At 59.9% G+C, this 18,743-nt stretch carries 10 protein-coding genes; 4 read left to right on the top strand and 6 right to left on the bottom strand.

Annotated features, from left to right (window positions below):
* The first annotated feature begins 109 nt into the window (after positions 1-109).
* Positions 110-5,320: a dermonecrotic toxin domain-containing protein gene (locus CFBP1590_RS18340; protein ID WP_088235688.1), complete on the top strand. Its 5,211-nt coding sequence runs from the start codon at positions 110-112 to the stop codon at positions 5,318-5,320.
* A gap of 73 nt (positions 5,321-5,393) precedes the next feature.
* Here CFBP1590_RS18340 and CFBP1590_RS18335 read toward each other — a convergent pair whose 3' ends face one another.
* Together CFBP1590_RS18335 and CFBP1590_RS18330 are read right to left on the bottom strand one after the other, a co-directional pair.
* Positions 5,394-6,545, bottom strand: coding sequence for an acyl-CoA dehydrogenase family protein (locus CFBP1590_RS18335; protein WP_029241498.1), 1,152 nt, complete (start codon positions 6,543-6,545; stop codon positions 5,394-5,396).
* A gap of 3 nt (positions 6,546-6,548) precedes the next feature.
* Positions 6,549-7,646: an enoyl-CoA hydratase/isomerase family protein gene (locus CFBP1590_RS18330; protein WP_029241499.1), complete on the bottom strand. Its 1,098-nt coding sequence runs from the start codon at positions 7,644-7,646 to the stop codon at positions 6,549-6,551.
* Positions 7,647-7,931: 285 nt separating this feature from the next.
* Between CFBP1590_RS18330 and CFBP1590_RS18325 the strand changes: the two genes are divergently transcribed.
* Together CFBP1590_RS18325 and CFBP1590_RS18320 are read left to right on the top strand one after the other, a co-directional pair.
* Positions 7,932-9,611, top strand: a complete 1,680-nt coding sequence (locus CFBP1590_RS18325; protein WP_058430611.1) for an MFS transporter — start codon at positions 7,932-7,934, stop codon at positions 9,609-9,611.
* Positions 9,608-10,801, top strand: a complete 1,194-nt coding sequence (locus tag CFBP1590_RS18320) for an HlyD family secretion protein (RefSeq protein ID WP_088235687.1) — start codon at positions 9,608-9,610, stop codon at positions 10,799-10,801. Before CFBP1590_RS18325 ends, CFBP1590_RS18320 begins: the two co-directional genes overlap by 4 nt.
* Before the next feature lie 682 nt (positions 10,802-11,483).
* On the opposite strand, the gene CFBP1590_RS18315 is transcribed toward CFBP1590_RS18320, so the two are convergent.
* Positions 11,484-13,100, bottom strand: a complete 1,617-nt coding sequence (locus tag CFBP1590_RS18315) for an inorganic phosphate transporter (protein WP_088235686.1) — start codon at positions 13,098-13,100, stop codon at positions 11,484-11,486.
* Between the two features lie 132 nt (positions 13,101-13,232).
* Positions 13,233-14,252, bottom strand: coding sequence for a transporter (locus tag CFBP1590_RS18310; protein ID WP_025994318.1), 1,020 nt, complete (start codon positions 14,250-14,252; stop codon positions 13,233-13,235).
* 274 nt (positions 14,253-14,526) lie between these two features.
* Between CFBP1590_RS18310 and CFBP1590_RS18305 the strand changes: the two genes are divergently transcribed.
* Positions 14,527-16,164 (top strand): type III effector HrpK domain-containing protein, encoded by a 1,638-nt coding sequence (locus tag CFBP1590_RS18305; RefSeq protein ID WP_160169220.1) that lies wholly within the window; start codon positions 14,527-14,529, stop codon positions 16,162-16,164.
* Here the strand turns inward: CFBP1590_RS18305 and CFBP1590_RS18300 are convergent, their stop codons facing one another.
* Positions 16,165-16,986 (bottom strand): aldo/keto reductase, encoded by an 822-nt coding sequence (locus CFBP1590_RS18300; protein ID WP_029242532.1) that lies wholly within the window; start codon positions 16,984-16,986, stop codon positions 16,165-16,167.
* Between the two features lie 80 nt (positions 16,987-17,066).
* Entirely contained in the window at positions 17,067-18,698 is a 1,632-nt protein-coding gene (locus CFBP1590_RS18295; protein ID WP_029242531.1) for a methyl-accepting chemotaxis protein, read from the bottom strand.
* Between the last annotated feature and the right edge of the window lie 45 nt (positions 18,699-18,743).

Raw genomic sequence — 18,743 nt, 5'->3', positions numbered from 1 at the left:
TTGCCTTATGTAACGCAGCCCTTCGGCTGCAATCAATAAGCTGTTTCCTTTTGTCCCTGTGCACGCTGTCGAGCAGCGTGTACAGGGCACGATTTCAAGGAAACAGTACATGCCCGCGTCACCTCCCTATTTTTTCAGTGAATCACTCAGGTCGCAGTTTGCAAGCGATGTACAGGAAGCGGCTGACGCTTCTCGAATCACCGTGGCTCAACGCGACTGGCTAACGAGACTGGCAGACACCGAAGGCCCGACATTGCCTGAGTCGGCGTTGCCCAGAGTCGATAAACTCGTACTGAGCGGCACCAGAGTGCAGTTGGCCGAACTGGCCGGTGCGCTGTTGATCAGTGATCCTGCCGATTCCGATGCTCCGGTTTTCCTGAGCACGCTGCTGTTGGGTATCGAGTCGTTCGACAATCGCGTGTCACTCCTTATGGCGTTGAAGAAGCGATTCCCGGAGGTCGATTTCGAGTCGGTTGAAATCGACGCCGAGCATGTGCAGACCCCACTGTTCGAGACGCAATCGCGCCTGATCATGATTCAGCAGGCCGCACACCTCGAGAGCCTGTTCGGACAATTGCATGCGCTGCCCGATTTGCAGAGCGTGCTGGGGCATGGGCTCAGTGCAAGGTTGCAGGCGCTGAGCCCCGAATTCCATGTCGATGTCTTCTCCCATCCTGTGCAACTGGTCGACACGACCCAGTCAATGAGTGTCGTCGGTGTCCAGCGTCTGGATGAAGTCGTGCTGGATGAATATGTTTCCCGCACGCTGCCGACCGGCCTGAAACGCCAGTATCTGGATGCGCGTGGGCGGATGTTGTCCGACGGGCAGGCGCAACGCTGCACGAATGCCATTTCGCAGACGATCAAAAATGCTGTCGGAACCTATGAGCAATCGCTGACGGATTTCTGGGCATCCACACGAAGCGATGGCCAGGCCGTTCGCGACGTTTGCGTTCAGGCGCTGACGGAATCCTTTCGTCAGCATCTGCTGTCGAGTCGCAGCAACGGCTCGTTGAGCGTGGCTGAATTTCGCCGGTTGCGCTGCCTGATACCGTCGTGCGGTACGTCGCCGCAGTCCGAATCGATCAGGCTTCGACGGCTGTCGGTCGTCGTTGGCAGCAACGAGCCGGTCAAGCTGACCGGACTGTTCATGATCGATTTCGAGCAGGGGGAGCCGAGTGGCGTTTACCTTTACTCCTTTCTGAGAGGTTTCAGGCATTTTGCCGATTCGAATCAGGTCGAGGCGTATCTGTCCCATGGCCAGGGTCGTTCCGACCTGCTGCTCTTTTCGTCCTTGAACGATCAGCCGTTGATCGAGGCGCCCGGTCAGGTCGAGTTGCATACGGAGACACTGACGGCGTCGCTCTTTCCCCATTGTCTGGACCTGATCATTGCCCTGCAAAAGCGCAGTCTCCGGTACACCCTGGGGTTGGCGACGCTCGGACATGCGAGAACACCGGTCCGGGTCGATGATGCTCTGGATATCAGAGTTCTGCTGGACGCCCGTTTGATGGGGCTGCACGGCCCGGGTCGCTGGCGCTCGGGTGAGAGTGCGTTCGAGCGTATCTGGCAAACGAGTACTGCTGTTGTGCACGATGTCAGTTTCGAATCTGTGGGTACCTGGGCCGGCAAACTGGAAAAAATGGAGCTGCTGTTCCGAGAGGTGTCACTGCTGCACCCCGGCGTGGATGGCCGCATGCGCAGTGCACTCAATTTTTATCTGGCCCTTGTGGGTGACGCCAATCTGGATTCACGCGAACTCCGCGTGGCATCCCTTTCGGGTGATGGGGACTCGATGCCCTTGCTTTCATGGGCGCTCGGAAGGGTTTGCGGGCATTCAGGCGGGGCATTGACCGGTGCGCTCGTTGTGGGTGGCGAGCTTCCTCCATCGCCCCGTTCGCTGGCGCAGAGCCTGCCTGTGACGATAATCGAGGAGATGGTCAATTGCGTGCTGGCCGATTTTGCCTCGCGTTATGAATGTCAGATTGACGAGTTCTATACGCATCAGACGCGCTATCTGAATACGTATGTAAAACCCGGTGCAGTAATGAGGCTTGTCCGGGAGTACGGCCTGCGCCTGGAGCTGACCATGCAGAGGCGTCTTGGCAAGGTCTCTGAACCGGTGCTGGACAGTCTGGAGCAGGTCCTCAACAGGCCACTGCCTGCGTTGAGGCAGGAACTGGGTCAGGCTCGAGTCGAGGCTTATACCGTGTCTGCCCGGTACGGCAGCCCGGAGCGTCGCATCGCGCTTCCCAATGTGTTCGTCTTATGCAAAAAGCAGCAAGGCGATCATCCGGTCACATGGTCGCCGACTCATGGACTCAGGAGCTTCGAATCACTGACGGCATTGAAGGCACAGATCACGCTGGAGATGACATCCTTACCCGCCACCGAATTGAGAGGGCTGTTGTCGGAGCCGGACAGGCAGGCCATGCTGGAGTACCTGAGTGGTACGCGTGCGCCTGATGTCAGGATTGATCTGCATCTCATCAGCGGGCATTTTATCGAGGCGCTGCAGGGGCAGGAGATCGAACGGCAGCGCCACACGATCACCAGCCTTTACCAGCAGGCCGTCGAGCGACAATTGGCCCCGACTGTGTTCAGCCACCTCCTGGATTCGGTAGAGCGTGACGATACCAATCGCCATGCCCTGAACCATCTGGGTGTCATCATTCAGTCGGTTGTTTACCAGACCATCGTGCCCCAGTGGATCAGCGACGCCTCGACGCAGGAACAAGTCGTTCTTATCGATATCCTTCAGCGTTTCTATGTGACCTGCGTCGCGCAGAAGGATTTTCTGTTCGGTATCCCCAGCCTCTATGAGTATTCCCGCCGACAACTGATTCTCAGGTTGATGCATGATTTTCCAGAGCAGGCCATTGACCCTGACGACATTACGGTCACCCTGACGCATTACATTCCCGCGCCGGTGCCGCCCGGCCAGATCAACGCACTGCCAGCCGCGACCGAGCGGGTCAGCGAAAGTCTTGGTGAGTACGCCGTGAACCGATTCATGTCCCGACAGGATGGGGTTCTTACGCTTGCGGCAAACAAGGGTAAGACGCTCGATCCTTCCCTTACGGTGGCCTATGTCCGTGACATGGCAGACTCGCTCGATATTGCGAAAGGTTATCGGCGTTTGCTGGGGTCGAAGCTGGTCGAGAGTGACCCCGATTACCTCGCCCGGAAAAAACTGTTCTCCGAACAGATGCCGGCGACAGGGCTGCTCAGTGCTTTTACATCGACCTTGAAGAAGGAGATGTCTGAAGACGCATTCGTCTTTATCAACCACGTTCTGAACATGCCTGACGGTCTTGCCCGTCTGTCTGCCAAGGGGCGCGAGGTGATGATCAGTCCGCTCTATCTGCTGCCGTCCAGTGAGGGGTGGGCGCCCACCACGGTCATCAATACATACATCATCGGGCCTTCCAAGTCCTCGGATACCGGCTCTGGCCCCTGGATACTTTACGCCCCTTTGAACGGAGATTTCGTATTTCGCGAATATGCCGATCTTGATGGGCTTGTGCATGATATCCGTACTTCCGCGAGCCTTCAGGCATTCATCCTTGATCGCATCGAGCCGGACCAACGCAAGATTTATGACAACGGCGGTTTTATGGAGCCGCATCTGCCGTTCAGCGTCGAGTCTTCCTTCGATCTGCCTCTGGTGCGCCCGCAGCCGGTGACGCTGCAGGTGCGACCCTACAAAGGCAATGCGCTGGACCTGTTGTTCGAAGGCACGCTGCAATCTCTGACGCTTCAAGTGCAGCAACAGACAGTGACCAGCGATGAGTTGCGAAGCACGGCAACGCGATACCTTTTCGGACTGGCTGCCGAACAGGTCATGGCGCTATTGCCGGGTCGACTGGGGGCGCTGCTCGGGGTGTTGCAGGGGCAGAGCCTGTTGAGCAGATCGGCCGCTTCGGCCGGGGAGCAACACTGGGGCCAGGCCGTGGCGGAATTCATGGCGGCCCTCTGCATGCTGATTTCTTCCGGGCTGAACGTGCAGATGGACGGCACATCGCGTTTGGATGATGACGCAGGCGATCAGTCTGCGCAGTTAGAACCCGAGGCTGAGGAGGAAGAACCTGAAGAAGTGCCACCGTTTCCCGAGTTTTCCTGGTCGAATAATTCCCTGACCCAGCAGATCCGCACCCGGTTGCGTCAGTTCGAGGTTCACGATGTCGCGCTTGAATCCCTGCATAAGGATGAGCTGTTCAACACCTACAACGATCCGGTCAGCGGGAAGAAGTATGCCGCTATCGACGGCAACGCCTATGAGTTGCGCTCCGACCGGGATGGCTGGTTCATTGCCTCAAAGGACGTGGCCGGCCCGCCAGTGGTACTGGACAAGGATCAGCGCTGGAAGCTGGATCTGCAGATGGGCCTCAAGGGCGGCGGCGGTATCGTCACGCGTCTCAAGAACAGCCAGCTCGATATCAGCATTGATGAAGCACTGGCGGTGGACTCGAGCGGCATGCTGGATATTCGCCGTACCTTCCGGGGAATGGCGCTGGCCATTGAGGAGGGGCATGCACAGGCGCAACGCTATCTGGAAAACTGTCTGGACAACCTGCGCCTCAGACTGCCGGAAAATTCGGTGGATACTCGTGCGCATAAAATCATCGGAGAGTTTTTCGGAACCGGTTCGCCTGATGCCCGGACGTATGACGTTGTCAGGCAGTCGGTGACAAAGTTGTACAACGCGCTCATGGATCCGACTCTTTCGCCCATCGACTCGCCGCGCTTCGTGGTTGGCGTCAACAGGGTCGGGCGTGAGGAATGCAGTGCCTTCGTTTTCGAAGCGGACCCCCAAAAAAGGATTTTCCTGACCGAGCAGTTCTTCCGGCTTCCTGCCTATCGGTTCAAGGTAAGGGCGATGCGCTCAGGCAGTTTCCACTTTGGTGCCCATTATCGCGCAGCCATTCTGATTCATGAGTTGTCCCATCAGGTGCTCAACACCGAAGACATCGCTTACGTTGACTCTCAGGCGCCCTTTGCCGATCTGCTGGAAGACACGGCAGGTTACCGGTTGCGCATTCGTAATCAGCAGATAGCCCTGCAGCAAAAGGTCTTGTCCTATCAGACGGATCGCAGTCAATTGTTCAAGCAGCTGGAAGACGGGCTATGGCGGGATCTGAAGCGCGCCGATGGCGATGGCAAGAAGACGATCCTGCACATCACGGGCAAAAAGACACTGGATGAAGCGCGCGACGTTTTCTACGCCGATGTCGATAAGCGTACGGACATCATGCTCAGCAATGCCGATTCACTGACGTTGCTGGTGACCTTGCTCGGCAGGGAGCGGTTCGCTCGTTAAGCGGGCGGCTCTGATGATGTTCATCAGAGCCGCCATTTCAGTTCATTCAAACCGTACAGCTCAGACCCTTGCTTCAGACCAGATAGTGGCGCAATTCCCTGGCGATCAGCAGGCGCTGGATCTCGCTCGACCCCTCGTAGATCTGGGTGATGCGTGCGTCACGGTAATAGCGCTCGACCGGGTAGTCCTCGAGATAACCATAGCCACCGTGAATCTGTATGGCCTTGGAACAGACCCATTCGGCCATTTCCGAGGCGAACAGCTTGGCCTGCGATGCTTCTGACAGGCAGGGCTGACCGGCACTGCGCAGTCGGGCCGCGTGCAGGATCAACAGGCGAGTGGCGTTGATGCGGGTGTGCATGTCGGCCAGCAGGTTGGCGATGCTCTGGTGCTCGATGATGGGTTTGTCGAACTGCACGCGTTCGCGGGCGTAGGCCAAAGCGGCTTCGAACGCGGCGCGGGCGATGCCCAGGGCCTGCGCGGCTATGCCTATGCGTCCGCCTTCCAGGTTCGACAGTGCGATGGCCAGTCCCTTGCCGCGCTCACCGAGCAGGTTGGCGGCCGGAATACGGCAATTATTGAGCGTGACCGCGCAGGTGTCCGAGGCGCGTATGCCCATCTTGTGTTCACTGCGATCCACCACGAAACCGGAATTTTCGGTGGGCACCAGGAAGGCCGACAGGCCTTTCTTGCCCAGCTCGGGATCGGTCACGGCAAACACGATGGCCAGTTTTGCCCGTTTGCCGTTGCTCACGAACTGCTTGGCACCATTGATGACCCACTCATCGCCCTGCAATTCGGCACGGGTGCGCAGGTTGTGCGCTTCGGAACCTGCGTGGGGTTCGGTCAGGCAGAAACAGCCGATGGCCTGGCCGGTAGCAAGCTTTTCCAGCCAGGCATGTTTCTGCGCGTCGGTGCCGTAGTTGAGAATTGGCCCGCAGCCGACCGAGCTGTGGACGCTCATCAGGGTGCCGGTGGCTGCGTCGGCTGCAGAAATTTCTTCGACAGCCAGCGCATAGGCCACGTAATCAATATAAGTGCCGCCCCATTGCTCGGGCACCACCATGCCCAGCAGGCCTAGCTCGCCGAGCTTGCCGACCAGTGCATCGTCGATCCAGCCGGCCTTTTCCCAGGCCTGGGCGTGCGGGGCAATTTCGTTGCGGGCGAAGTCGCGCGCCATGTCGCGAATCATGATCTGTTCTTCGGTCAATTCCAGGTCGTGCATGACTCAGGTCTCCTGGCCGCTGAAAAAACTTTCGACGTGCGCTGCACTGACGTCCTGCGCACGGTCGTGTTTCCATCGCGGCTTCTTGTCTTTATCGATGATGAGGGCACGTATGCCTTCGATCAGGTCGCCGCGCTCGAACCACTGACGGTCCAGATGCAGCTCCATGGCGAAACAGGCGTGCAGGGAAAGGTGGCGTCCCCGGTTCAGCAGTTCCAGGGTCACGGCCATCGCCAACGGCGAGTGGCCTTGCATGCGTTTGACCGTGTCCAGCGCCCATTGGCGAGTGTCGGCGATGGTCACTTCCTGCAATTGCTCAAGAATGCTCTGGATATCCGGCAGGCCGAAAAAGTGGTCGATGGCAGGGCGCAGCAGTTCCAGAGGCGGGTAGGGCAGGCGCTGGGTGCCCAGCTTGGCCATGGCGCCCTGCAGGTCCTTGAGCGGGGTCGATTTCCATTTCAGGTGATCGAGCATGTGATCGAGGCGCGGCAGCATTTCGCTGTTCATCGACCAGTTGGCCAGACCGCAGTACAGCGCGTCGGCCGCACCGATCTGGCTGCCGGTCACGCCGAGCCAGGTGCCAATCTCGCCTGGCAGGCGGGACAGAAAGTAACTGCCGCCCACATCGGGGAAATAGCCGATCGCCACTTCAGGCATGCCCAGTCGGGTGCGTTCGGTGACCACGCGCAGATCCGCACCCTGAACCAGCCCCATGCCACCGCCCAGTACCAGACCGTCCATCAGTGCCATGACCGGCTTGCGATAGCCATGAATCGTCAGGTCCAGCGCGTATTCTTCGGCGAAGAATATTTGGTGCAAATCCAGTCCGTTGCGGTGGCTCTCGTAAAGCGAGCGAATATCGCCGCCCGCACAGAACGCCTTGCCGCCCGCTCCGCGCAGCACGACGGCATAGACACCCTCGTCATCGGCCCAGGCGTCGAGCTGTTGCCTGAGCGTGCGCACCATCTCCAGATCCAGAGCGTTCAGACCTGCAGGACGATTGAGTGTCAGGTGACCAATGTGATTGCGTACTTCGACCAGAATCGCCCCCCGATTGGCGGACCGTCTGACCGGCAGGGCGGATGAAGCCTGTGAACTCATTCTGAACTCCTTGTTCGTTTGCGCTTTCTTCTTGTACGTTCCCGGCGTCGCAGCCGATCGTAGCAGTGCAAATGTGCAAAGCAAAACTGCGTTTAAGCATAGCCCCAAGTTTCAAATTGCCATCATTTACGGCGCTGTTCGACGCCGTGAGCTTTAATCCATCTGCCTGCACATGAATCATCGCGGCGCTCATGAGTATTCTGGCTGCTGTGACTGTCACACATGGAATTCCTCAAGCCCTTCAACGAATGATTTCCATGAACGACCTGCCATGAACGATTTCTCTTGAGCGATAAATACGCCCCACGCGAATGGGCGCCCCATGAACGTCCGACCATGCCGGGTTCGCCGTCGACGCCCCTGCACTCCAACGCAAGGCGCTGGGCGTTCGCGCTGGTCGGCGTGATCGTGGCGCTGACCGGCGGCCTGGGCAATGCACTGGTCATCGCCAACCTGCCTTATCTGCAGGGCGCGCTCGGCGCGACCTCTCAGGACATAGCGTGGCTGCCCGCCGCCTACATCATGACCAACGTGTCGATGAACCTGCTGCTGGTGAAGTTTCGGCAGCAGTTCGGTCTGCGTGCCTTCACCGAACTGTTTCTGGTGCTGTATGCGCTGGTGACGCTGGCGCATCTGTTCGTCAACGACATTGATTCGGCCATCGCGGTGCGGGCAGCCCACGGGATGGTTGGTGCCGCGCTCAGCACGCTGGGCCTGTACTACATGATCCAGGCCTTCCCGCAGAAATGGCGCCTGAAAGCGCTGGTGCTCGGCCTGGGCACCGCGCAGTTGGCCACACCGCTGGCGCGTCTGGTTTCCGAGGACCTGCTGCAGATTGCCCAATGGCGCGGCCTGTATCTGTTCGAACTGGGCATGGCGATGCTGTCGCTGGGTTGCGTGCTGATGCTCAAACTGCCGCCGGGGGATCGTTTCAAGGCGTTCGAAAAACTCGACTTCCTGACCTTTGGCCTGCTCGCGCCGGGGTTCGCATTGCTGTGTGCGGTGTTGTCGCTCGGTCGCATCGAGTGGTGGCTGGAAGCGCCGTGGATCGGCATTGCGTCAGCAGCGTCCATCGCGCTGATCTGCGCAGGCCTTGCCATTGAACACAATCGCAGCAACCCGTTGCTGATCACTCGCTGGCTGGGCAGCGGCTCGATTCTGCGGCTGGGGCTTGCAGTGATCCTGTTTCGCATCGTGCTGTCGGAACAATCGGTGGGTGCAGTCGGCTTTCTTCAGGCCCTGAACATGGGCAGTCAGCAACTGCACACGCTTTATCTGGTGATGCTGCTGGGCAGTGTCGCGGGTCTCGCGGTCAGCGCCCTGACCATCAATCCGGCGCACCTGATCAAGCCGTTGCTGATCTCGCTGGCGATGATGGCGGTCGGGGCGTGGATGGACAGCCATTCGACCAACGTTACCCGCCAGTCGAACATGTACCTCAGCCAGTTCCTGCTGGCCTTCGGGGGTACGTTCTTTCTGGGGCCGACGCTGGTGCTGGGCATCAGCGGCGTGCTTGCCAATCCCCGCAACATGATCAGTTTTTCAGTGCTGTTCGGGATCACGCAGAACATTGGCGGCCTGATCGGGTCTGCTGCCTTGGGCACGTTCCAGATCGTGCGCGAAAAGTTTCACTCCAGCCACATCGTCGAGCACCTGACGTTGATCAACCCATTGGTGCAGTCACGGCTGCAAAGCTACGGCGCCAGTTACGGTTCGGTGATCGCCGACCCGTCGCAACGCAACGTTCAGGGCATCCGCGCCATGGCCACGGCGGCCACCCGCGAGGCCAACGTGCTGGCGTACAACGACGTGTTCATGTTGATCGCGTTGATTGCGGTACTGACCATGGTCTGGATTTCGTTCCGGGTCATCTGGCTGAAAATGACCACTCAACCTCAGGCGCTGGCCCCTGTTGCACCAGCTGCTCCGCCTTCCGTATCACCGACCGGCGCACAACCTTCATGACCGAACCCAACACTGCGAACCCCAATCCAGACGCCGAGCGCAGCGCTGCTGCGAGTGGCGAAACCGTGAAGCGTACTGACGGACCGGCTCCTGCACCGCTGAAATCACCGGTTACCAGCCGCCCGAGTTCGCGACGCAAGCGCATCATCTCCTCAGTGCTGTTTGGCGTCGTCGCGCTGGCCGGTGTGCTGATCGTCCTCTATGCGTGGCAATTGCCTCCGTTCACCAGCCCGATCCAGAGCACCGAAAATGCGCAGGTGCGAGGCCAGACCACGTTGATCAGCCCGCAACTGAGCGGCTACGTGTACGAGGTGCCGGTGCAGGACTTCCAGTTCGTCAAAACGGGCGACCTGCTGGTGAGGTTGGATGATCGCATTTACAAGCAGCGTCTGGATCAGGCGCTGGCCCAGTTGGACGTGCAGAAGGCCTCGCTGGCCAACAACCTGCAACAGCGGCGCAGCGCCGAGGCGACCATTGTTCAGCGTCAGGCCCAGTTGCAGAACACCATCGCCCAGAGCCGCAAGAGCGCCGCCGATCTGCGCCGCAATCAGGCGCTGGTGACCGATGGTTCGGTATCGAAAAGCGAGCTGGACGTGACCCGTGCCGCCGATGCCCAGGCAAGCGCCGCAGTGGCCGAAGCCAAGGCAACCTTGCAGATTGCCCGCGAGGACCTGCAGACGGTGATCGTCAACCGGGGTTCACTGGAGGCTTCGGTCGCCAACGCCGAGGCGGCGATTCAGCTGGCACGTATCGACCTGGACAACACCCGCATCGTGGCACCCCGTGACGGTCAACTGGGGCAGATCGGTGTGCGTCTGGGGGCGTATGTCAATTCCGGCGCGCAGTTGATGGCGCTGGTGCCGGAGCGGCGCTGGATCATCGCCAACATGAAAGAAACCCAGATGGCTGACGTGCGCTTGGGCCAATCCGTGAGTTTCACCGTCGATGCGCTGGATGACCAGACCATGCACGGCCGTGTGCAGCGTATATCGCCTGCCACAGGGTCCGAGTTCAGTCTGTTGCCTGCGGATAACGCCACCGGCAACTTCGTGAAGATCTCCCAGCGGATCCCGGTGCGCATTATCGTCGATGACAACCAGCCACTGCTCGAACGGCTCCGGCCGGGGATGTCGGTGGTGGTGAGTATCGACACCGGCACCGAAGGTGACGTGCCCCCGGATCCTTTTTGATGATCGTTCCCACGCTCTGCGCTCATCGTTATACACAAGTCATCTGGCCATCCAGTGAGGCAGCAGCACTGATGCGCTTTTGTACCGCGATGTCATGAACACCGCAGATCGCGACGTGGGTGAAGGCTGAGTCCTGGCGCTGATTCGGGGGGCAATCGGCATGGATGCCGATTGAGCTGCACTGGGCCATGGATGGCCCATTTGCAGCGACCCCCGAATCAGTGTCAGGACGAAGGAACCCCGGCGAAGCCGGGGCCGGAACCGGAGCAAAAGGCTTTGCTTACTTTGGCCTCTCAAAGTAAGTCGCCGAGGGGCGAAAAGGTGACTTGAGCCATGCGCTCGGCTCACTGAATCCGCAGTCTGTGCCATTTGTGACGCGGAGCGTCACGGGCGGCATACCCACGCAGAGCGTGGGCACGATCAGTGTAGAGACAGACTTGTGTATAACGATGAGCGCTCCGCGTGGGAATGCCTCCCAGCACGCTCCGCGTCCGCTCTTGAATGTGGCGCAAATGTGTGCTCAAGCTCCAGCGTTATCCACGTCATGCGCTCGGCTCACTGAATCCTCAGTCTGTGCCATTTGCGACGCAGAGCGTCACGGGATGCATGCCCACGCAGAGCGATGGGCACGATCAGTGGTGAGGCGGATTTATGTATAAGAATGAGCGCGCCAGATGCTCATTCAGAACAAATGACTGAACACCCAGTACAACGAGCCCGACAACAGAATCGCTGCAGGCAGTGTAAGCACCCAGGCCGTTGCCAGGTTACGCAAGGTGCGCATCTGCAATCCCGAGCCATTGGCGACCATCGAGCCCGCCACGCCGGAAGACAGTACATGCGTCGTTGAAACCGGCAGACCGTACATGTCCGCCGCGCCGATGGTGAACATCGCTACCACTTCGGCCGAGGCGCCCTGGGCGTAGGTCAGGTGGGTCTTGCCGATCCGCTCGCCTACCGTCACAACGATCCGTTTCCAGCCAACCATGGTGCCCAGACCCAGCGCAATCGCGACCACGATCTTGACCCAGGTCGGAATGAAGCGCGTGGCGTCATCGATCTGTTTCTTGAAAGCTTCCAGCTTGGTCTGAGTGTCTGCGTCGAAATTTCCGACCTTGTTCTTCTCCATCACACGGATGGTTTCCGAGGTCAGGTACATGTCGTTTCGCACGTTGGTGACCGCCTCGGCGGGCACCTTGGACAGCGAGCCGTAACTGCGCACTTCATTACCGATCTTGCCCGCCATTACCGCCAGCGCCGGGATGAGGTCAGGCGTCGCCTCCTTGCTGACCAGATAATCCGAGAGCGTCTGGCGCGAATCTGCCGGGGCAGGCAGCGGGGCGCTGCGTATCAGCGCCTGCTGCGTGACCTCGGCCACTGCCGCGAATTGCGTTGCCTGATCGGCAGGCATGGTGCGGTTCAGCGCGTATGCCATCGGCAGGGTGCCGACCAGAATCAGCATGATCAGGCCCATGCCTTTCTGTCCATCGTTGGAACCGTGGGCGAACGATACGCCGGTGCAGGTCACGATCAGCAGGCTGCGGATCCACCACGGCGGCGGGGCGTTGCCTTCCGGTGCCTTGTACAGCGCGCGGTTCTTGATGAACATGCGCATGGCCAGCAACAGCAGTGCGGCGCAGCCGAACCCCACCAGTGGCGAAAGCAGCAGTGAATAACCGATCTTGGTCGCCTGCGACCAGTCCACACCGCTGGTGCCGTCACGCCCGTGCATCAGCGCGTTGGCAATGCCGACGCCGATGATCGAGCCGATCAGGGTGTGCGAAGACGACGCGGGCAGCCCCAGCCACCAGGTACCCAGGTTCCAGATGATCGCCGCGATCAACAGGGCGAAGATCATCGCGAAACCGGCTGACGAACCGGTTTGCAGAATCAGCTCTACGGGGAGCAGGGCAATGATGCCAAAGGCGACCGCGCCGCTGGACAGCATTACACCCAGAAAATTGAAGAACCCTGACCACACCACCGCAAAGCCCGGCGGCAGCGAGTGGGTGTAGATCACGGTGGCCACGGCGTTGGCCGTGTCATGGAATCCGTTGACGAACTCGAAGCCCAGCGCGATCAACAGTGCAACGCCCAACAGGATGAACGGCGTCCAGGTGGTGACCACCGTGCCCATGTCATCGACGTCCTGCTTGAGGCTGTAACCGGTGAACGCCAGCCCGGCGATGAGGATGGCGAAGAAGATCGTCATGGTCAGGCGACCGGGTTTGCGCCCGAACTGGGTTGCCGACAGGCTCGCCCCGCCAGGGGCGTCGGGGGAAAGTGAGCTGATAGCCATGTGTGCAGTACCTGATTGAAAGATTACTGCCATGGTCATTGCAAAATGTGACAGAGATGCGACACAGGTCAATTCATCGGCTATTCAGACAGGTTTCCTGATCACCGGCATCGTCATCTCACTGAAGAAGCGTCAGTAATCGCCACGCTTGCGAAAGGCCCAACGGCCCGCCACCAGGGTGAAGGTCGCGACCAGGGCCACCAGAATCCAGAAGCCTTCCGGGTCAGTGGCAAGCGGCACGCCACCCACGTTCATGCCGAAGAAACCGGCGACGATATTGATCGGCAAGGCCAGCACCGTCACTACGGTCAGGGTGAAGAGGGTGCGGCTGCTCTGCTCGTTGAGGTTGGCGGCGATCTCTTCCTGCAGCAGCTTGATGCGTTCGCCCAGCGCCGTCAGGTCGTTGATGACCAAGGACGATTCCTCGATGGACTGGCGCAGCGCCTGCACATCCTGCTCGCGCAGCCATTGTGGCGGGCGGTGCAACAGGCGCATCAGCGAGCCCGGCTCCAGCGCCAGAAGACGTTGCAGGCGAACCAGTACCCGGCGCATGGCACCCAGCTCCGAGCGGTTGTTACTCAGGCGCTGGGACAGCAATTGGTCTTCGATACGGTCGACATTGACGCTGGTCTTGCGCAGAAACTGGGTCAGCACTTCGCCTTGATCGCTCAACAGGTGAGCCAGCAGCTCCAGCGGCGAGTCGAACTGCTCGCCGCGTTTGACGGACGAGCGCAGCTTGTCCACCGAACGCAACGGTTGCAGTCGGGCTGTGATGAGCAGGCGCTGGCGGGCGCAGACCCACAGGGTGGAAATGTCGGTCGAGAGCCGGTTGAAGTCGAACACCACATCGTTGACCACCGCCAGCAGCGTGGCGTCCACATGTTCGATACGGGTCGAGCGCGAGCCTTCGTGCAGGGCCTCGAAAAACTCTTCGGGCAGTTCCAGCTGTGTCTTCATCCAGCGCTCGCAGGCGGCGTGGGAGAGATTGAGGTGCAGCCAGATGAAGTCATTGCTGTCGGTCGGGTTCTGCAGGTAATCGAGCGCTGCGACCGAGCCGATTTCCTGACCACTTTCACCGGGGCGAAAGCGGAAGCCGTAAAGCAGGCCGAACAGATCCGAGTCCTGATGATGGTGCGCGATGCTGTTGTTCATGGCAGTCCACGTGCGGCCAGGCCCGGACGGGCAGGCGAGTGCGCATGATGACAAGCGGTTATTTCATATTTGTGACGTTTTGTTACTGGATCTTTCTTTTCTCGCGAAGCTGGAACCGGGTGGGCTTCGGGACCACTCAGTGCCGATGCTGCTGTCTCTTCAACCTGCAGGTACCCCCATGAGTGACCCGATCGCCCGCGCCTCACGCGAAATGAGTATGCCCGAGTTTTCTCCGTCAGCCGGGCGGTCCAGTCCTGTCGGTAGGCTGCCTCAGGTGAACGAAAAATCTGGATCGGCTGCGTCGGGAGTCGAGTATGGCAACCCCGGCACACTGACTCAGTTGCTGAGTAGCAACATCGCTCAGGAAGAAGGCAAGTCATTATTGAAACGGCTGCTGAGCGCCTTGAGCAGCCAGTTGGCAGAACAGAACCCGCCGACGGTTCAGAGCGGCTACAAGGACATCGATCAGTCAGGCTTCAACTCGCCAAAAGCGCTCGGAAAGTGGGATGCGCTGCTTGACGGTACGCCGCCTGCTGAACGGGATAAGGCTGCGCGAGAGTTGAACAGGCCAATTGTCGTGGCCCGTATGATTGCCGAGGGCGGCCCTCAGGCGGACAAGGCCTGGGCATTTCTTGACGCCAACCCCGATCTGAAAACTGCGATGGACACCGCTCAAGGCGGCAAGGCGGATGGAAAGATTACCAAAAAGGATGCCCGAACCTTTGCCCGCAACATGGAAAAACAGGTCGAGCGCGGCACCGACAGCCTGAACGACTACCGCAAGGACAATCCCGACGCCGGCCCGCAGTCCACCGAACTGGTGCGCTCCGCTGCCATGATGATCGCTTATGAGCCCATCACCGCAGCGTCCGATCCGTCCAACGATCAGGGGGCGCAAGGTCAGAAAAAAGTCAACGGACGGACCACGAGCGTCGGGCTGCAAGCCATGAGCGACGAAAACCCCGGCCTTTCCGATCTGGCCAGAAATGCTGCCAGCACCTGGTCCCAGCCGGGCATGTTCGACATGATGGATCAGGGCAACCGGCGCGGCAAAAAGCTGGCGACGCACGCGCCGGACGGGCTGATGGTCAAGAAAGACATCAGCGCCTGGATCAAGAACAAGGCGCCTACGGATGACGAAGGCTTTTCCCGGGTGATCTCGGACGCGGCAACAGTGGGTGCCGTGGCGAAGACCGACATCAGCAGCCTTGGCAAAGACGTGTTCGCCAACCCGCAGAATTACAGTGGCGAGCAGAAGTCGGCGGTTTTGGTGGAGTTGCAGCAGGTGAGCGAGTATGTGGTCGCCGGGCGCTCGATTCGCGGCACCGAGGCCACTGAAACCGCGTTGGGCGAGAAGATCACCCAGTTGCAGAATGATCCGGATGTACAGGCGTTTCTGGGCGACAACGTCGAAAAACAGGCGCAGATGATTGTGGGCAGCGACCCGGCGCTGGCCGGGGTGGTCAACCAGACGGCTTCTGCGAAAGCCGCGTCAGGGGCAACCGGCATGTCCGCAGCGTTCGTGCCGGGCGGCAACAACCGAAACACCAACGACACCAAAGGGGATGTGAAACTCGCCGCCAGTGCCTTTCAGGAAGTGGCTGATATCGGCGACAAGATTGGCGTCAAGCGCGCCGGTTCACAGGCCGCAGTGGGTATTGGAGGACGGGTCGCAGCAGCGGTGGGCGGCCGGATTGTAGGCGCAATTGCCGGTCAGGCCGCCGGTGCTGCCGCCGCGTCAGCGATTGGCGCGGCGGCAGGTCCGGTGGGCTGGGTGGTCAGCGGTGCCATCGGGCTGGGGATGGGCATCTCGGAGATCGTCAGCTCGATCAAGGAGCGCAAGGAACGCAAGGCCTTCAGCCGTACCGTAAACCCGGTACTGGATCAGTTCGACATTCCCCGTCCCAAGTGATCAGACCATCGCCAGTGGCATTTTCCGGGTTGGCGTCGGCCAGGCGCGGTCGATATCGGCCAGGTCCTGCTCAGTCAGCCTGATCTGTTCGGCTGCGACGTTCAGGCGAATGTGCTCGGGGTCAGTCGCTTTCGGAATGGCGATCATGTTGTCCTGGCGCAGCACCCATGCCAGCGATATCTGCGCAGGCGTGGCGCTGTGGCGATTGGCGATTTCATGCAGGGCAGGGTGGTACAGCAGATCACCCGCCTGGCCGATCGGGCAGTACGCCATCAGCGGCAAGTGACGATTGGCGCTCCACAGCATCAGGTCGAACTCGATGCCACGCTGCTCCGGGTTGTACAGCACCTGATTGGTGGCGCAACGCGGGTTGTCCAGCTCGATCATGTCCGGCACGTCGAAATTGGAAACGCCCCAGGCACCGATCTTGCCTTCCTCGCGCAGACGTTCGAACGCTTCGACGGTCTCGGTCAGCGGGTACTGGCCCGGCCAGTGCAGCAGATAAAGATCGATGTAATCGGTATTCATCCGACGAAGGCTGGCTTCGCAGGCTTTTGGAATTCCTGTGCGGCTGGCGTTGTGTGGATAGACCTTGCTGACGACGAACACCTTGTCGCGTTGCCCGGCAATGGCTTGCCCTACGATTTCCTCGGCGCCGCCGTCGGCATACATTTCAGCGGTGTCGATCAGGGTCAGGCCCTGTTCGATGCCGCGACACAGCCCGGCAATTTCGGCCGAGCGTAAATGACCTTTTTCACCCATGTGCCAGGTGCCTTGACCCAGCACTGGCACGGTGCTGCCTGCCAATTCCAGTGTGCGCATGTGACCCCCTGTAGTTAGTGAACAGGTCTCAGGCAACGGGGTCTGCTGGAGGTTCCCATGCAGACCTTCCAACCGATCAATTACACGCGGAATTGCTTCAGCAGGTCGTTCAACTGTTCGCTCAGCCTTCTCAGGTGCTGACTGGCCGTGGTGGACTGTTCGGCGGCCAGCGCGGTGCTCTGCGACAGTTGCGCAGCCTGGGTGACGTTCTGGTTGATGTCATCGACCACGTGGGATTGTTGCAGCGTGGCGCTGGCGATGGAGGCGTTCAGGCCGTTGAGGTTGCGCAAGGCCTGGCTGATCGAGCTCAGGCTCTGACCCGCCTGATTGGCCTGCTCGATGGTCAGCTGCGAGGAGCGACTGCTGTCGCCGATGACCTTGACTGCCGCGTCCGAGTGCCGCTGCAGACGTTCAATCATCGCCTGGATTTCGGCTGTGGATTTCTGGGTCCGTTGCGCCAGCAGGCGTACTTCGTCTGCCACCACGGCAAAGCCGCGACCCTGTTCGCCCGCGCGTGCCGCTTCGATGGCCGCGTTCAGAGCCAGCAGGTTGGTCTGCTCGGCAATCGAGCTGATCACCTCCAGCACACCGCCAATCTGGGTGCTTTCGCTGGACAGCGTGTGCATGACTTCCACCGCCTGGCCGATCGTGCCCGAGAGGTGTTCGATCTGGCGCAGGCTGTTGTCGATGTTGACCTGACCCTGTTGCGCCTGGGATTCGGCATTGCGCATTTCACTGGCAGCGTGTTCGGCATTCTTGGCCACGTCCTGCACGCCGTAGGTCACTTCGTTGACAGCGGTGGCCACCAGATCCATCTGCTCCGATTGCTGCTGGCTGCGGTTCTGCGCCTGTTCGGCGTTGCTGCCCAGATCGGTGGATGCCTGGCCAAGTGCCACGGCAGAGTTCTGCAACTGGCCTACCACGTTGCGCAGTTTGGCGATGAAGGCGTTGAAATGAGTACCCAGTTCAGTGATCTCGTCGCTGCCATGGGTTTCCAGGGTGCGGGTCAGATCGCTTTCGCCGCTGGCAATGTTGCCCATCGCGCTGACGGCCGCTCGGAGAGGACGAACGATGCTGCGCACGATCAGGGTCAGCATCAGGATCATGACGACTACGATGCCTGCGATGAAGATCCCGGCGTTCCACATCTGCGCCTTGAACTCTGCGGCCACATCGTCCACGTACACGCCGGAGCCGAGGATCCAGCCCCAGGGCTGAAACAGCTGGACGTAAGAAGTCTTTTTCACCGGATCGGTGGCGCCGGGCTTGGGCCAGCGATAGTTGACCAGACCGGCGCCCTTGCTTTTGACGACGGTGACCATTTCGTTGAACACCGCGAAACCGTCCGGGTCTCGGATGGCCGACAGGTTCTGGCCTTCGAGCTTGGGATTGGTGGGGTGCATGATCATCACGGGCTGCAGATCGTTGATCCAGAAATAGTCATTCTGGCTGTAACGCAACCCTTTGATTTCTTTCAAGGCCTGCTGCTGAGCGGCCTCGCGGGGCATGGTGCCAGCGGCTTCCAGGCCTTGATAGTAGGTAAGAATGCCACTGGCGGTCTGGACCACGTGCATGGTCTTCTCGGCCTTGGCCTGATACAGATCGTCGTGAATCTGCTTGAGCAGGGTGGCTGCGAGGACAAAGAGCATCAGCACAGAAACGATGAGAATCAGCCATAACCGGCGGCTGATGGAAAGACTGCGCATATTCATGATCTCGACCCCATACGTTATTTTTCTTTTTCTTCTTTGCAGCTG

Source organism: Pseudomonas viridiflava (genome assembly GCF_900184295.1).
Classification (GTDB): Bacteria; Pseudomonadota; Gammaproteobacteria; order Pseudomonadales; family Pseudomonadaceae; genus Aquipseudomonas; species Aquipseudomonas viridiflava.
This window is presented reverse-complemented; position numbering and strand designations above follow the sequence as displayed.

Coding starts and splice junctions, on each gene's coding strand:
- CFBP1590_RS18340 (WP_088235688.1), top strand. CDS start 110: ATGCCCGCGTCACCTCCCTATTTTTTCAGTGAATCACTCAGGTCGCAG.
- CFBP1590_RS18335 (WP_029241498.1), bottom strand. CDS start 6,545: ATGCACGACCTGGAATTGACCGAAGAACAGATCATGATTCGCGACATG.
- CFBP1590_RS18330 (WP_029241499.1), bottom strand. CDS start 7,646: ATGAGTTCACAGGCTTCATCCGCCCTGCCGGTCAGACGGTCCGCCAAT.
- CFBP1590_RS18320 (WP_088235687.1), top strand. CDS start 9,608: ATGACCGAACCCAACACTGCGAACCCCAATCCAGACGCCGAGCGCAGC.
- CFBP1590_RS18315 (WP_088235686.1), bottom strand. CDS start 13,100: ATGGCTATCAGCTCACTTTCCCCCGACGCCCCTGGCGGGGCGAGCCTG.
- CFBP1590_RS18310 (WP_025994318.1), bottom strand. CDS start 14,252: ATGAACAACAGCATCGCGCACCATCATCAGGACTCGGATCTGTTCGGC.
- CFBP1590_RS18300 (WP_029242532.1), bottom strand. CDS start 16,986: ATGCGCACACTGGAATTGGCAGGCAGCACCGTGCCAGTGCTGGGTCAA.
- CFBP1590_RS18295 (WP_029242531.1), bottom strand. CDS start 18,698: ATGAATATGCGCAGTCTTTCCATCAGCCGCCGGTTATGGCTGATTCTC.